This window comes from Petrocella atlantisensis (assembly GCF_900538275.1).
GTDB classification, from domain to species: domain Bacteria; phylum Bacillota; class Clostridia; order Lachnospirales; family Vallitaleaceae; genus Petrocella; species Petrocella atlantisensis.
In genome coordinates this window covers 1,629,977-1,646,276 of the sequence record NZ_LR130778.1, presented here as the reverse complement: position 1 = coordinate 1,646,276, position 16,300 = coordinate 1,629,977, and the positions used below count along the sequence as shown (strand labels likewise).

The 16,300-nt window shown below is 38.3% G+C and carries 11 protein-coding genes; all 11 read left to right on the top strand.

The window, feature by feature from the left end:
- The first annotated feature begins 21 nt into the window (after positions 1-21).
- The 11 genes from PATL70BA_RS07685 (at position 22) to mutY (ending at position 16,196) form a co-directional block, all read left to right on the top strand.
- Positions 22-1,326, top strand: coding sequence for a PEGA domain-containing protein (locus PATL70BA_RS07685; protein WP_125136826.1), 1,305 nt, complete (start codon positions 22-24; stop codon positions 1,324-1,326).
- An 84-nt stretch (positions 1,327-1,410) separates the two neighbouring features.
- Positions 1,411-3,147 (top strand): phospho-sugar mutase, encoded by a 1,737-nt coding sequence (locus PATL70BA_RS07680; RefSeq protein WP_125136825.1) that lies wholly within the window; start codon positions 1,411-1,413, stop codon positions 3,145-3,147.
- A 790-nt stretch (positions 3,148-3,937) separates the two neighbouring features.
- Positions 3,938-4,957, top strand: a complete 1,020-nt coding sequence (locus PATL70BA_RS07675) for a LacI family DNA-binding transcriptional regulator (RefSeq protein ID WP_172596162.1) — start codon at positions 3,938-3,940, stop codon at positions 4,955-4,957.
- Positions 4,958-4,976: 19 nt separating this feature from the next.
- Positions 4,977-6,302: an ABC transporter substrate-binding protein gene (locus PATL70BA_RS07670; RefSeq protein ID WP_125136823.1), complete on the top strand. Its 1,326-nt coding sequence runs from the start codon at positions 4,977-4,979 to the stop codon at positions 6,300-6,302.
- A gap of 217 nt (positions 6,303-6,519) precedes the next feature.
- A complete protein-coding gene (locus PATL70BA_RS07665) occupies positions 6,520-7,479 on the top strand; it encodes a carbohydrate ABC transporter permease (protein WP_125136822.1) in 960 nt (319 codons plus the stop codon).
- Positions 7,472-8,320 (top strand): carbohydrate ABC transporter permease, encoded by an 849-nt coding sequence (locus tag PATL70BA_RS07660; RefSeq protein ID WP_125136821.1) that lies wholly within the window; start codon positions 7,472-7,474, stop codon positions 8,318-8,320. Before PATL70BA_RS07665 ends, PATL70BA_RS07660 begins: the two co-directional genes overlap by 8 nt.
- Before the next feature lie 81 nt (positions 8,321-8,401).
- Positions 8,402-9,766, top strand: coding sequence for a GH1 family beta-glucosidase (locus PATL70BA_RS07655; RefSeq protein WP_125136820.1), 1,365 nt, complete (start codon positions 8,402-8,404; stop codon positions 9,764-9,766).
- Between the two features lie 169 nt (positions 9,767-9,935).
- Entirely contained in the window at positions 9,936-12,299 is a 2,364-nt protein-coding gene (locus PATL70BA_RS07650; protein ID WP_125136819.1) for an ATP-dependent DNA helicase, read from the top strand.
- Between the two features lie 384 nt (positions 12,300-12,683).
- Positions 12,684-13,568: a Cof-type HAD-IIB family hydrolase gene (locus PATL70BA_RS07645; RefSeq protein WP_125136818.1), complete on the top strand. Its 885-nt coding sequence runs from the start codon at positions 12,684-12,686 to the stop codon at positions 13,566-13,568.
- 121 nt (positions 13,569-13,689) lie between these two features.
- Positions 13,690-15,147 carry an NAD(P)/FAD-dependent oxidoreductase gene (locus tag PATL70BA_RS07640; protein ID WP_125136817.1) on the top strand — a complete coding sequence of 486 codons (1,458 nt, stop codon included), beginning with the start codon at positions 13,690-13,692 and terminating at the stop codon, positions 15,145-15,147.
- Positions 15,148-15,164: 17 nt separating this feature from the next.
- The gene (gene mutY, locus PATL70BA_RS07635) at positions 15,165-16,196 is read left to right on the top strand and encodes an A/G-specific adenine glycosylase (protein ID WP_125136816.1); all 1,032 of its coding nucleotides are present in this window, start codon (positions 15,165-15,167) and stop codon (positions 16,194-16,196) included.
- Positions 16,197-16,300 lie beyond the last annotated feature (104 nt).

The window sequence follows — 16,300 nt, the reverse complement described above, 5'->3', positions numbered from 1 at the left end:
TAAAATAATAAGAGGTGGCAGATGACAGAACGAAAAAGATCGACTGAGAAGAAGAAAAATGTGGACATTGTATCAAGAATGACAGTGATAGGTATCGTAGCAGTCGTCATATTAATCGTCGGGGTAACCGTGTTGGCGCTTATTTTGGGTGGTAAGGACAAAAAACAAGATAAACCGGAGGAAGTAGAAACACCAACAGAAATTGAAGAAGAAGCCTCAAGCGGTCAATTTGAAAGAGCCATTGCAGTTGTTAAATATGTAGATAGTGAATCAGGTAAGCTTATGGTCTATGATATTGAAGCATTAAAAATGATTACATTAGCGATGGATAGTTCAATTGATATAAAAAATGAGTATGGAACAGACATTGCACTTAGCCAAATCAGTATGGGTGATATGATTGAAACTAAGTATGATATAAAAACCTTAAAACCGGAAAACGTAAGAATTACCGCGATTACATGGCAGAGACGAGATGTAAGCAATATGGTGGTGGATGAAGAAAGTCGTACCATAAGGATTGGTAACGAGGTATATACCTATACTGAGGAGCTGGTGACTTCTAAGGATGGCTCTCCTTTTGCAATCACCGAGCTTAGTCCTGCAGATGAGGCCATTGTTAAGGGGTACAAAGATCACGTATGGAGCATTATCATGGTTAACGGCCATGGTACAATTACTTTGGTTAACCATGAAAGCTTTATCGGGGGTCAGATTGAGATCGGACGAAAAATAAGTAAATTGGTTGAAGCAGAAATGAATATGCCCATCAGTGCTGGTGTTTATGATGTTATTGTCTCAAAGGATAATATGTCACCGTTTGTAAGCCAAGTTATGGTAGAAGAGGGACAAATTGTAACCCTTGATTTGAGCACAGCACAGCCGAAGGTTGGAACAGTCGAGTTTGTATTGTCACAAGAAGATGTGAAGCTCTATATTGATGATGTACTTTTACAGTCCAATGAACCAAGTATGCTAAGTTTTGGTAATTATAGAATTCGAGCAGAGAAAGAGAATTTTGAGACTTGGGAAGGTGATTTAATACTAAACCAAGCATATCTCAGATTCAAGATTGATCTTGAGGGGAAAGCTAACTTTCTTTTCATACAAGAACCGGCAGGTGCTGAAGTCTATTTGGATGCTGCTTTTATAGGGGTCATTCCAACTTCGACACCCTATACACCGGGCGACCATACCATAACATTACGACGAACAGGTTATGTGACAGCTAGCTTTTCATTTTCTTGGGAGGATGACGGTAAAGACAAGAATCTTGTATTACCAGAATTAGTACCTTTAGAACCTAGCGAACCAGGCAACGAATAAGAGCAATTTCAGGTGATTTTACCGAGAAAAGCTCCTTAATAGTAAGATACAGATACACAATGAGATTAAAAAGGAGGGCGTAATATGACGTACATGGATTTATATGAATCATGGCTCGAGAGCGATTATTTTGATGAGGTAACTAAGGAAGAACTAAGGCAAATAAAAGGTGATGACAAAGAGATACAAGACCGATTTTATAGGGAACTGGAATTTGGTACAGGCGGCTTAAGAGGTGTTTTAGGTGCAGGTACCAACCGAATGAATATCTATACAGTTAGAAAAGCCACCCAAGGACTGGCCAATTATATTAATATGAAGAAGGCCAATGAAGAAAATAGCGTTGCTATTGCATATGACTCAAGACGCATGTCACCTGAGTTTGCGGATGAAGCAGCATTGGTACTAGCAGCAAACGGTATTAAGGGGTATGTTTTTGAGTCACTAAGACCGGTAGCATACTTGTCCTACGCTGTTAGGGAACTTGGTTGTACAGCTGGAATCGTTGTTACAGCCAGTCATAATCCACCTGAGTATAACGGATATAAAGCCTATTGGTCAGATGGTGCACAAGTAGCTGAGCCAATAGACGGAGAAATCATAGAGCAAGTGAATCTTGTAGAAGGTTATGAAGCTGTAAAAATCATGGATAAAGATATGGCCATGGCAAAAGGTCTATATGAAATAATCGATAAAGCTCTAGATGACAGGTATATTGAAACCTTGAAAAAACTTATTATCGATCCGAAGGTCATAAAAGAGGAAGCCGACGATTTTACTTTGGTATACACACCACTTCATGGCTCAGGTAATATTCCGGTTCGACGTATTCTAAAGGAAATTGGTTTTGAAAAAGTCCTGATTGTTAAAGAACAAGAGGAACCGGATGGTAGTTTTCCAACCGTAGATTATCCAAATCCAGAAGATCCAAAGGCTTTTGAGCTAGCGCTCAATCTTGCAAGAGAGAATAAGGCAGATGTGGTTATGGCGACAGATCCTGATGCCGATCGTTTAGGTGTATTTGCAAAAACAAAAGAAGGTGACTATAAGGCGCTAAATGGCAATAATATTGGTATGATTCTGATGTCTTATATCTTGGGCCGCAAAGCTGAACTGGGGCTATTGCCGGAAAATAGTGCTGTTGTTACTACGATTGTTTCGACCTATATGGCTAGAGCTATTGCAGACAATTATGGTGTTACATTGTTTGAGACTTTAACCGGTTTTAAATATATTGGAGAAAAGATTAAGGAATTTGAAGCCGATGGTAGTTATGATTATCAGTTTGGCTTTGAAGAAAGCTACGGATATCTAGTAGGCACTCATTCAAGAGATAAGGATGCTATTGTTGCGGTCATGTGTGTGGCTGAAGCTGCAGCTTATTATAAATCAAAAGGTAAGACTTTATATGAAGCGCTTATAGATTTATATGAGAAATACGGTTATTATAAAGAAACCCTTCAGGCGATTACTTTGAAGGGTATTGAAGGCATAGAGAAAATCCAAAACATTCTAACTTCATTACGCGAGAATCCACCCAAGGTTTTAGGTGGTATAAAAGTGGTGCGTGCTAGGGATTACAATGAAGATACGATTAAGGATCTAGTGACGGATGAAGTAACAGCTACAGGTTTACCATCTTCGAATGTTTTATACTATGACTTGGAAGATGGATCATGGTTCTGTGTCAGACCTTCCGGTACGGAGCCAAAGGTGAAGTTCTACTTTGGTGTTAAAGGGAATACGCAAGCGGAAGCTGATGCTTTGGCACTGAAGCTTGAGAAGGCTGTAATGGGCTTGGTGGATGAGATTTTGAAGTAGTGAGTGACGATAAATGAATAACTTGGTAAAGAGGTCCCATGAAAACCCTTCCACAGTGTATATGACTACGGCCTCCGATTGGTGCGTCCTGCACCAAAAGTCGACGGTCAGCATCCATGCTGACTAACAAATTTCATAAGAAAGTTTTCATTTTAGCATCATGTCTTGAAGCCTGACATGATGCATGAGGTTACTTTCTTATGAGCCTCACCACACACACTGCTCCAGGAACTTCATGGTCGGTGTTGGTAAGGATAAAGATGTGTGAATTTGTTTGTAGTCCCATGGAAACCCTACCACAGTGAATGTGAGTAGGGTCTCAAGTTGGTGCATCCAGGAACTTCATGGTCAGTACTGGTAGTGTCAATATATAGTACTGCCAAATATTAGATTTAAAGTCATTTAATTTATTAATAATAGAGTTGTTATGGCAGTAAGTGTTTTATTTCCGTCTGATCGTCCGAAAGGAAGACTGGGAAATGAATGCTTGCTGCTTTGCTGTTTTCAAGGAAGTCTTTCCTGCCGGAACAATTTGCAAGCAAAACGCGACTTTGTTGCTTTGTTCTAAACAAAAGGGTTGACAAAAGTATATTGAAGATGGTAAACTAATATCGAAAGCGGTTTCGATAACTTCTTTTTAACAGAAAAGACACTTGAATGGCGATATTTTTTTACGAAACACCGAAAGCGGTTTCGAAAGAAATTCTAAAAGGACTTGCACTTAAGGCTGGAGTTAGGTATAATTTTTTTTAGAATGAATCGAAAACGGTTTCGGAAAGGATGGTTATATATGATTACCATTTATGATATAGCAAAAAATGTCGGTTGCTCAAGCGCAACAGTATCAAAAGCACTTAATAATTATCCGGATGTTAATGCCATGACGCGGAAAAAGATATTGGATATGGCAGAAAGCATGGGGTATTCACCAAATTCACAGGCACAAGCATTAACAAAGAACAAGACTTGGAATATTGGTGTCCTTTTTGAAACGGAGAGTGAGATTCGTAATGGTTTTACCCACTACTTTTTCTCACAGATTCTTGAGAGCTTTAAGAAATATACTGAAGAACTAGGTTATGATTTAACCTTTGTATCCCAAAAAATAGGTGAGAATAAGGTGTCTTTCCTTCAACATGTAAGGCGACGCCGATGCGATGGTGTTATTATTGCTAACTATGACTATAATGATCAAAATGTCATTGAGTTGATTCATAGCAAGATACCTGTTGTGGTCATTGATTTTGATAACGATACAGTGAGTTCTATTTTTTCTGAAAACTATGAAGGCTTAAAACTGCTGACGCAGCACCTTATTGATTTAAACCATCGAGACATTGTCTATATTCACGGACAACGCAATTATGTCACCGGTGAACGTATTCGCGGTTTTGAAGATACTATGAATGCCAACAACTGCAAAATAACGGAAGAACATCTGGTAGAAAGTGCTTATTACGACCGTGAAAATATTGCCGATAAGACACGCATGGTCTTAGGGAGAGAGAAACGACCCACGGCTATTATTTTTTCCGATGATTATGCAGCAGTTTTAGGAATCAAAGTGATTCAAGAGTTAGGTCTTAAAGTACCGGAGGATATATCGGTTGTTGGTTTTGACGGTTTGGAACTTGGACAAATGATTACCCCCCATTTAACGACGATTGTACAAGACACGAGGATGATTGGTGAGCTGGCTGCTAAGCGTTTGACTGAAATTATTGAAACCAAGAATCGAACGAAAATAGACATAAGTGTGGGCGTGAAATTGTTAGAAGGTGCATCCTGTAAGCAAGTGAAACTTATATGAATGTGAAAAGGAGAAAAAGATGAAAAAGTGGATTGGTTTATTACTAACATTTACATTAATACTTTCTGTAACGGCTTGTGGTGGGGCGAAGCAGGACAATAACGAAGCAATAGGAGAAGTTGAGATTGGCGTACCAACAGAAAACAAAGGTGAGACTTTGGTTGTATGGACATTTACAGATGAACTTAAAGGTATGATTGAGAACCATTATTTAAAAGACAATCCGGACTTACCTTATAAAGTTGAAGTTGTCGTCGTACCTAATGATCAATATCAAAACAAACTTGATCCGGTTTTGGCATCAGGGAAAAGCGCACCGGATGTATTCGCTCTTGAAGCTGGGTATGTTAAAAAATATGTAGATTCACCTTTTACAGCAGATCTAGCATCTATAGGATTTGATAGAGACAATATTGATACACTTCCTTATGTCCTTGATGTTGCAACAGATACCAATGGCGTACTAAAAGGCTCAAGTTGGCAAGCGACACCTGGTGCTTTCTTCTATAGAAGAAGTCTGGCTTTGGAGTATCTTGGAACAGAAGATCCGGAAGAAGTACAAGCGCTTGTGAGCGACTTTGATAAGTTCTATGAAACAGCAATGACCATCAGTGAGAAATCAGACGGAAAAGTAAAAATGATCAGTTCTCTAGGGGACCTAGTACAAGTTTTCTATGCAGCCAGAGAAGAGGGCTGGGTTGTAGACAACAAATTCGTCGTTGATCCTAAGATTACTGAACTTATGGAAATGGGTAGAAAACTAGAATCTAATAAATTGACGAACCAGTCTGAACAATGGACAGAACAATGGTTTGCAAGTATTTCAGGTAATGATGTTTTTGGTTACTTCTTACCAACATGGGGTCTTCACTATGTATTAAAAACAAGTGCTGAGAATGCAGATACAGGCGTATCCACTTCAGGTGACTGGGGTATGATCCAAGGACCTTCCTCTTATTTCTGGGGTGGCACATGGTTAGCTATGCGTGAAGGTTCCGAGATGGAGGCAGCAGCAGCTGATCTCATCGAATACTTGACATTAGATGAAGCTTTCCTAAAAACATGGGCAGAAGAGACTGGTGACGTTCTATCTAATGAAGCAGTAGTGAATGAAATCAAAGATGGTTTTTCAGAGCCTTTCTTGGATGGACAAAACCATTATGCTGCTTTTGCAGAAATGGCAACAAAAGTAGACGCATCTATTTTGACAGGTTCTGACAAAGACATTCAAGACTTATTTACTGAGCAGTTGACCGCATATTCCAAAGGCGAAAAAGAACGTGATGCTGCGATGGAAGATTTTATTTCATCGGTCAAAAATCAATTCCCCAATTTAGAATACTAAAATTAAAGGGGTGAAGGCTAGTCTTTCATCCCTTTAATATTCATTAAGAATGTTGGTTCAGGTGTCAAAACGATATAGTTGAACTATTGCATACACCCATATATAAACTTAATGAAACTTAGTTTTGACCCTATAATCAATGTTTGTACTTATAACAGAGACAAAGTTTAATCGACTGCTTATAACACAGCTCAAGAAATTAAGATAGGAGATTATAATGGCAGAGAAAAATAAAAATCAATTGGTTAATTATGATAAGTACGGTTATTTCTTTGTTGCACCATTCATTATTGCCTTTTTGGTCTTCCAACTGTATCCGATTTTTTACACCTTTCAGTTAAGTTTTTCAGATCTTGCAGGTTGGGAAACCCAGATGAATTATGTGGGATTTAAGAATTACTTCGCTTTGCTTCAAAATGAATTATTCTTAAAAGCACTTAGAAACACATGGATCATCTGGACCATGAACTTTATTCCACAAATTGGTTTGGCACTGTTATTGGCAAAATGGTTTTCAGACGCAAGAATGAAGCTAAAAGGCGCAGGTCTTTTTAAAGTATTGTTCTATATGCCGAATATTATTACTGCCGCTTCTGTATCCATACTTTTTAGTACGCTTTTTAGTTATCCTATGGGACCAATCAATCAATTGTTGATTCAATTCGGTGTTCTAAGTGAACCTTTTGAGTTCTTTAGAAGTGCGGGCGCCACTAGATCCATCGTAGCCTTTATCCAGTTTTGGATGTGGTATGGTAATACATTTATCATTCTTATGGCAGGTATTTTAGGCATTAATCCTTCTCTTTATGAAGCAGCCATGGTGGATGGGGCAACAAGTAGTCAGATGTTTTTTGGTATAACGCTACCTCTTATTAAGCCGATTACTTTGTATGTACTGGTAACCTCTTTTATCGGTGGCATGCAAATGTTTGATATTCCCTTCTTGTTAACATTAAGAGGCAATCCGGATTATTCTATTGAAACAGTTACGATGTTTATCTACAGGCAGGCTTTTAGTGGTAGTAGAAATTATTATGTAGCTGCAACCGCCTCCATAACACTACTGGTGATGATTGTGATTGTCAGTATAATTATCTTCAAGGTCATGGGAGACGATGAAAGAATCAAAAAGCCTTTGTTTGGTAAACTAAGAAAGGCAGGTACTCTACATGAATGAGCATAGATTAGGAAAATTTTATTGGCTAAAAGCATCTTGGATCTATATTGTGTGTTTTTTGCTCATGATCCTTAGCATCATGCCTTTTTGGATCCTTATTGTGAATGCAACCAGATCCACGGATCAGATACAGCAAGGTTTTTCCCTTATACCCAGTGGCTTCATGGAATACAACTATACAGTGTTGACCAATAGAGGCTTTGATATATGGCGTGGTTTTTTAAACAGTTTCACCATATCTGCAAGTGCCACTTTTATGGCTTTATATTTTAGTGCATTAACGGCATATGGTCTTGTTGTTTATGATTTCAAAGCGAAAAAGTACATATTTGCTTTAATTGCTTTTATTCTGATGATACCGGCCCAGATCAGCATGATCGGTTTTTATCGTATGATGTTGAATGCGAACCTTACAGACTCGTATATACCCTTGATTTTCCCTGCAATGGCGACACCTGCGACTGTCTTCTTCATTCGTCAGTATTTACTTTCATCCTTTCCAAAGGATTTGGTAAGCGCTGCAAGAATTGATGGTGCAAAAGAGATACAAATTTTTCATACAATTGCCTTGCCTGTGATGAAACCGGCACTTGCTACTATGGGTATTTTTGCTTTTGTCGGCTCTTGGAATAATTTCCTTATGCCCTTAATGTTGATTTCAGATGAGAAGAAATACACATTACCTATGTTGGTTCAGCTACTTAAAGCGGATATTTATAGGACTGAATTTGGTGGCATTTATCTTGGAATTGCGATGACCATTTTACCACTGCTCCTTGTATATCTTATTTTCTCAAGATACATTATCGCAGGGGTGGCTCTTGGCGGTCTCAAGGAATAATGGAAGAATAAGTCACTTAATCAAAAGGCATTTTTAACCCTTAAACCACATTTAGATTAGAACAGCTATTAGGAGGACATTATGTTTGATCAATCATTTATATGGGGTGCAGCAACAGCATCCTATCAAATAGAAGGCGGCGCTTACGATGACGGTAAAGGTCTCTCCGTTTGGGATATGTTTACCAAAGTTGAAGGCAAAGTTTATAATATGGACCATGGTGATGTGGCTTGTGATTCCTACCATAAACTAGAAGAAGACGTGGCAATACTTAAGGAGTTGGGTGTGAAAGCCTACAGATTTTCAATTTCATGGCCAAGAGTTTTGCCAAACGGTATCGGAGAAGTAAATGCAAAAGGCCTTGACTATTACAGCCGTTTTGTAGATGCCTTACTTGAAGCGGGCATTGAACCTTATGTTACCTTATTTCATTGGGACTATCCTTATGAATTGTATAAAAAGGGTCAATGGCTGAATGACGCTTCTTCAGATTGGTTTGCTGAGTATACAAAAGTAATGGTAGATTGCTTGGGCGATCGGGTCAAGCATTGGATGACGCTTAACGAGCCACAATGCTTTATCGGGCTTGGCTATTTCTCAGGCGTACATGCACCGGGACATCACTACAGCGCCTTTGACATTATACGGATGACTCACAACACTTTATTGGCTCACGGTAAATCTCTTAAGGTTATAAAAGATGCTAGGCCGGAGGCATCTGTTGGGTTTGCTTTTGTAGCCAATGCAGTTGTTCCAAAATCATTAGAACAAGCAGATGTAGATGCGGCAAGAGATTTTATGTTTAATCGATATGAGAAAACAGAAAATAAAGATGACTATGATTTTACCTTTGACAACGATTATTGGTATGATCCGATTATGCTTGGAAAATACCCCGACTGGGTAACAAAGATGTACCGAGATTATTTACCGGAAGAGGAACAATTAAGAAAAGACTTTGAACTTATTTCGCAGAAAGTGGATTTTATTGGACTTAATTTATATCAAGGTCCAGTGGTTGAAGCAGATGGTCCTTATGTGAAAGTCAGTAAGCAAAAACCGGGTCAACCTTTTACAGCGCTTAACTGGCTTGTGTCAGAAGGCATTATGTATTGGGGTACGAAGTTCATGTATGAGCGCTACCAGACACCAATCTATATTACAGAGAATGGATTGTCCAATAAGGATTGGGTATCCTTAGATGGTAAGGTTCATGACGAAGGTAGGATAGATTTTTTGGATCGATATTTACGCCAATTAGACAAATCCTATCAAGAAGGCAATGATATTCGTGGTTATTTCCAGTGGTCATTACTGGATAATTTCGAATGGGCAGAAGGTTATAAAGAACGATTCGGTCTTGTACATGTTGATTTTGAAACCGGTAAACGGACACCTAAAGAATCCTATTATTGGTACAAGAACCTAATTGCAAGTAAAAACTAAAACAATAGAAGATATGACTAAAAATGTGGCAATCAGGAGATAAGACTCTTGATTGCCACAAACACTTTTCAGGGGAACATATATTTGGTATAATGGTTAAATCAGCATGAATAATAAAACCATGTTGGAAAAATATCCCTAGAATAGTAAATGATTGTTGGTGAAAACTATGGCCCGGTACGAGATTCAGGTTTCAGTAAGAAATATAATTGATTATATCCTAAGAGGGGGGAGTATTGAATCCGTTGCACTCTCAAGCACCAGAGCGGTAGATGGTACCAGAGCCCATCAAAGGTTCCAGAAGGCTCAAATGGATGACTACCTTGTTGAAGTTAAGCTGGTTCATACATGCCAAATGGATCAAATCGATTTCACCATTACCGGTCGTATGGACGGTCTTTTTGAAGAGGACGGTATAATTGTTATTGATGAAATCAAATCCACTGGTATGCCCCTTCACCTAATCAAAGGTAACAATATTATGCACTGGGCACAGGTCAAAATGTATGGTTATATCTATGCCCATCAAAATCAGCTTATGGGCCTTACATGTAGACTGACTTACATTGAGTTGGAAGACTATAATGTGCGGCATTTTACCTCCTATGAGACCATAGAAGACCTTGAAGTCTTCTATTATGACATACTGGGCCGTTATGCCAAATGGGCACTTAGCTTGGAGAGATTCAAGGAAAGATGCTTAGAAAGTGTCGGACGTATGACGTATCCTTTCCCTAGCTACCGTAAAGGTCAAAAGCAGCTTATGCATGGCGTCTTTAAGACCATTATAGAAGGTCAGAAGCTTTTTTCAAGAGCACCAACAGGGATTGGCAAAACCATCGCAACGTTATTTCCTGCTATCAAAGCTTTAGGTGAGAAAAAGACCAAAAAGATATTTTATCTAACGGCAAAAACCATTGGTAAGGAAGTGGCCAATCAAACACTGAACTTACTGGAAGACCAAGGTATGGTATTAAAAAGGGTCACAATAACAGCCAAAGAGAAAATATGCCTTAATGAGGTGACTAAGTGTAATAAAGAGGATTGTCCCTATGCCTTAGGCCATTATGACCGGGTGAACGTGGCTATTGAGGCGGCGTTTAAGGCGACGGATTGTTATACACGGGATGTAATCGAAAGCTTTGCTAGGCTGCATCAGGTTTGCCCCTATGAATTATCTTTGGATTTGGCATTGTTTTGTGAAGTGATTGTTTGCGATTATAATTATGTCTTTGACCCCAGCGCTAAGCTACAAAGGTTTTTTGTCGAAGGTTCCGGTGGCTACACCTTATTGATTGACGAAGCCCATAATCTTGTTGACCGAGGAAGGTCCATGTACTCTGCTGTTCTTGAAAAAGATCAGGTTTTAGAATTACGACGTAAGGTTAAGGATTTAGATGCTAAGCTTTACAAGTACATGACGCGGTTAAACCAGAAGATGTTGCACTATAGAAAAGCTTGTGAAGACTATGAACATTTAAGATTTGAGACAAAAGATATGCCCTATGATATAGAAGATGATCTTAGAGCCATTATCTATAGAACAGAGAAAATCTTCAAAGAACATCAAAATTGGCAGCATATGGATATGCTTTTGGATTTTTTCTTTATGGCCTATGATTATGTCAAGAAAACAGAATTATACAGTGAAAAGTATATTACCACTTATGAGAAGAAAGGTAATAATCTAAGAATACACTTGTATTGTATGGATCCAAGTGACAATATAAGGATGGCAACCCTTGATATGAATGGTGTCGTTTTCTTTTCTGCAACCCTTTTGCCCATGTCCTACTATATGGATTTGTTAGGTGGTAATAAAGAGAATTATGGCATGATGTTATCATCGCCTTTTGATAGTGAAAAATTGGGTCTGGTAATTGACCGCTCTATTTCCACCAAGTATCATAACCGTGATAGCTCTATTGGGCCTATTGGGGAACATATTATGACCATTGCTAAAGAGAAAAAAGGAAACTATTTGGTTTTTTTTCCATCCTATAAATATATGGAGGATGTATTAAATGATTTAGTCTTTTCAAAGAAAGTTGAAGAAGAATTTGACCTACTCTACCAGGAAAGAGGCCTGACAGAAGTAGCAAAAGAAGCCTTCATTCAGTCTTTTGAAAAGCCCAGAGATCGCTCTTTAATCGCTTTTTCTGTTTTGGGTGGTATGTTCTCTGAAGGCATTGATTTGGTGGGGAACCGACTGATTGGTGTTTTGATAGTGGGTGTAGGTTTGCCGATGATCTGTTATGAAAATGATTTGATTAAGGCACATTTTGGTCGAAAAGGGTTTGATTACGCTTATGTATATCCGGGTATGAATAAGGTACTTCAGGCAGCCGGAAGGGTTATAAGATCGATTCATGATAAGGGCGTGGTGGTTTTGTTGGATGAACGATTTGCCAGTCATCAATATAAGACATTATTTCCTCTTGAATGGTCCCATTATAAAATTGTCAATAAAAAAGAGGATCTGTATACCGTGTTAGAAACATTTTGGAATGAAGAGAATATGAACAAATCGTAACCATGTCAAAAACTAAGTTATTTTGTATACATTATACATATATTTTTTTCTTGTCTTCAAAAAATATTCATAATTACATCGTCAAAACCTACAATTAATTCAAAAAAACTTTTTTTTCTTTGGGCAGACTTAATCCTAATCAGATGCTATAATAATTCTTGTAAAACCCCCGCCATACATTTATATATAGTTTTACTACACCCCATAAGAAATAATATAAATACCTTCTCCCAAAAAGGACAGCGCTCGGATTGCTGTCCTTTTTACGTATATAATTTTGACACCTTAACCCAATCTATGAATCAATTATTCTAGTAAAAGTGAGTATTTACCATTATAATCATATTATGGTTAGATGGTAATAAAAGAAAGGTTGTGACAATCATGTACAAAATGCTTGTACTGGATATGGATGGTACTTTGCTTAATGAAAGACAAGAGATATCAAAAGAAAACATTGAGGCAATAAAAGAGATTGTGAATCGCGGTATTAAAGTTGTTCTGGCCTCAGGAAGAGCTTACCAAGGTATGTCTAGATACCTTAAATTACTAGGTACAAACCTAGAAGGTTTTTATTCTATTACTTGTAGTGGATCTTTGACCGTTGAGAATAAAAGTGATAACATCCTTCATGAAGTTCCAATTGAACATGAAGATCTATTAGCTCTACTTGATCTGTGTGAGACTTTTGATCTTGATATGAGTGCCTATACTAAAGATAACATCTTGGTTCACCAAGATAATTTATATAGCCACTATGATGCGATTGCCAACGACATGGAGCTGAAAGTAATGAACTTCCACGAAATGGATAAGGCGATTGAAGTTTTTAAGGTTAGCCTTATTAATGAGGGGCCGGTTATGAAAGAAGACATGATTCGATACTTTCCAACCATACAACTTGATTCTGTAGCGATGCGTGAAAAAAAGTCGTATAATCCTGAGATTCTTATGGAAACTTGGCGATTCCCCAAACATATATTGGAGAACTATACCATCGTTCAGCCTATGCCGTTCACTTTAGAAATCTTGCATAAAAGTTGTAACAAAGCCGTTGGTGTTCAAAAAGTTGCCCAGGTATATGGCATAAATAGGGAAGAAATTATTTGTGTCGGCGATTCGGGCAATGACTTACATATGATTGAATATGCAGGTCTTGGTATAGCAATGGGGAATGCCATTGATCAAATTAAAGCAGTGGCAGATGAGGTGACATTAACAAACGAAGAAAACGGCGTAGCCGAAGTCATAAAAAAATATTTTAAATAATCATAAAACACTAAATACTTTTGACGCTTTAACCATACTTAGATAGAAACCTGACTTCCATAATGGGAAATCATATGATATGATTAAATGAAAAGGGTTCGCAGTAAAAGGAGGTAGTATTATGTATGACTATATAATTATTGGAGCCGGTGTCATCGGTTCAACCATTGCAAGAGAGCTTTCAAGGTATGATGTAAAAGTTTTGCTTCTTGAGAAAGAAAATGATGTATCTTGTGGCGCTTCAAAAGCAAACAGTGGTATTGTCCACGGTGGTTTTGATGATAAGCCAGGAACCGTTAAAGCAAAAATGTGTCGAAAAGGCAATCGTATGTTTGAGCAATTGGAGTCCGAGCTCCATTTTGGTCTTGAGATGTGTGGCAGTTTAGTCATGGCTTTTGAAGAGGAAGAATTTGAGACACTTAATGAACTTGTAGAACGTGGTATCACAAATGGTATTCATGATTTGGTCATATTGGACCATGATCAGGTTATGGAAATGGAGCCATATGTGAATCCGGAAGTAAAAGGGGCACTGTATTGCCCATCCTCCGGGATTACATCACCTTTTGAATTAACCATTGCCTTGGCTGAAAACGCTGTGGCAAATGGTGTAGAGATTAAGCTGAACTCTGAAGTGGTAAGCATAGAAAAAGGTGAAACCTTTAAGGTTTCGACAATAGATGCAATGTATGAAGGCAAGGTAGTCATAAATGCAGCAGGCGCTTATAGTGATAGGGTTGCTGGATTTGTTGGCGCGGATAATTTTAAGATTATTCCAAGACGTGGAGAATATATATTATTAAACAAGAATCAAGGCTACCTGGCCAATACAGTATTGTTCCAATGTCCAACCAAAGTAGGAAAAGGAATATTGGTAACAAGGACTTATCATGGAAACCTCATGCTTGGACCAAATGCTCAAGAAGTAAGTGAAGCTTCAGATGTTGGGACAAGCCTTGAGGCACTCACTTATATTGTTGAACAGGCGAGAAAAAGTGTAGCAGACTTTGATCTCAAAAAAACCCTAACATCCTTTTCCGGTATCAGAGCAACAAGTGATCGACATGATTTTATAATTGAGGAAAGTGCAGTCAAGAATTTTATTAATGTTGCAGGTATAGAATCACCCGGCTTGACTTCTTCACCGGCAATTGGATTAGAAGTCATAGAAATCATTAAATCTATGGGGTATGAACTAAAGCCTAATCCTAATTTTAATCCCAATAGAAAGCCAACACTCATTAAGAAAAGTGAAGATTTTGATGGTTCAACAGAAGCAGAAGACCCTAAAAAGCACATTGTATGCAGGTGTGAGAATGTGACAGAGGCAGAGATTGTAGATGCTATACACCGTGGTATTCCCGTCAATTCCATCGACAGTATGAAGCGAAGAGTAAGAGCCGGTATGGGCTTATGTCAAGGTGCATATTGCGGTCCAAGGGTTGCGGAAATCATTGCCAGAGAATTGAACATACCGGTAGAAGATGTACCAAAACGTGGAGGTGGTTCATCCACATTGCCACACCGAGAAAGCCGATGGTTTTTTAAAGAAATAAAGAAAAGTGAGAAAAATGAGTAGCATCAAAAGGCGGTCATATGAAGACAATACAAGCATCATTACTAAAGTGGTATAAGCAAAACCACAGGAAATTACCATGGCGTGCGACAAGAAACCCATATAAAATATGGCTGTCTGAGATTATGTGTCAGCAAACTCAAGTGGCAACAGTCATCTCGTATTATCACCGCTTTCTTGAAAGCTATCCGGATATAGTAAGCCTTTCAAAGGCAACAGAAGATGAGATCTACAAACTATGGGAAGGCCTTGGGTACTATTCTAGAGCCAAACGGTTGATGCAATGTGCCCGTGTTGTTACTGAAAATTATGGCGGTTTTTTTCCAAGAACCTATAATGAAATATTGGGTTTGCCAGGTATTGGTCCATATACAGCAGGGGCAATAGCGAGTATCGCTTATGATATCAAGATGCCCGCTGTAGATGGCAATGTACTACGTGTTTATTCAAGGCTATATGGTGTTGAAGAAGACATTGGAAAATCAAATACAAAACAGAAAATTGAAGCGATGGTTTCGGCCGACTTGCCGGAAGACGTTAGAGATTATAATCAGGCCCTTATGGAACTCGGGGCCTTGATTTGTGTTCCTAGAAATCCTAAATGTGATTTATGTCCGGTGTATATATTTTGTGTAGCAAGAGAAAAAAATATTCAAAACAGTTTACCGATTAAAACACCAAAAGCTAAGAAGCTCACAAAAAACATGATGGTTGCCTATATAGAATTCGAAAATCAGGTTTTACTGGAAAAAAGAGGAACGGAAGGTTTACTGGCAAATCTTTGGGGATTCCCGATTATAGAGGTTGGGGACGATGATTCTACTAAGGAGATGATGGCTTATTTGGAGGAAAACTATGGTCTGCTTGTTATGGAAGAAGCAGTCATAACAACAAAAAAACATGTTTTCACCCATTTAATATGGGATATGACCTTTGTTAGGTTTAAGGCAAGCTCTATCCCTATAATCGAAGACCCGGAAGTGGTGTGGATCCTTCCGGAAGCTATTAGCAACTATCCATTACCAACAGCCTTTCTAAAATTGTTAGAATAACACTGACTTGGTTAAAGCATCAAAACTTAACCATACAGATGTCTATTAAATTATTGTATGATATATAAAAATAAGATATAATATTCTATAAGACATGTATCACT

Bases quoted from the DNA above. Each gene is read 5' to 3' on its own strand.
- PATL70BA_RS07640 (WP_125136817.1), top strand. From the start codon at position 13,690: ATGTATGACTATATAATTATTGGAGCCGGTGTCATCGGTTCAACCATT.
- PATL70BA_RS07645 (WP_125136818.1), top strand. From the start codon at position 12,684: ATGTACAAAATGCTTGTACTGGATATGGATGGTACTTTGCTTAATGAA.
- PATL70BA_RS07650 (WP_125136819.1), top strand. From the start codon at position 9,936: ATGGCCCGGTACGAGATTCAGGTTTCAGTAAGAAATATAATTGATTAT.
- PATL70BA_RS07670 (WP_125136823.1), top strand. From the start codon at position 4,977: ATGAAAAAGTGGATTGGTTTATTACTAACATTTACATTAATACTTTCT.
- PATL70BA_RS07665 (WP_125136822.1), top strand. From the start codon at position 6,520: ATGGCAGAGAAAAATAAAAATCAATTGGTTAATTATGATAAGTACGGT.
- PATL70BA_RS07655 (WP_125136820.1), top strand. From the start codon at position 8,402: ATGTTTGATCAATCATTTATATGGGGTGCAGCAACAGCATCCTATCAA.
- PATL70BA_RS07660 (WP_125136821.1), top strand. From the start codon at position 7,472: ATGAATGAGCATAGATTAGGAAAATTTTATTGGCTAAAAGCATCTTGG.
- mutY (WP_125136816.1), top strand. From the start codon at position 15,165: ATGAAGACAATACAAGCATCATTACTAAAGTGGTATAAGCAAAACCAC.
- PATL70BA_RS07685 (WP_125136826.1), top strand. From the start codon at position 22: ATGACAGAACGAAAAAGATCGACTGAGAAGAAGAAAAATGTGGACATT.
- PATL70BA_RS07680 (WP_125136825.1), top strand. From the start codon at position 1,411: ATGACGTACATGGATTTATATGAATCATGGCTCGAGAGCGATTATTTT.
- PATL70BA_RS07675 (WP_172596162.1), top strand. From the start codon at position 3,938: ATGATTACCATTTATGATATAGCAAAAAATGTCGGTTGCTCAAGCGCA.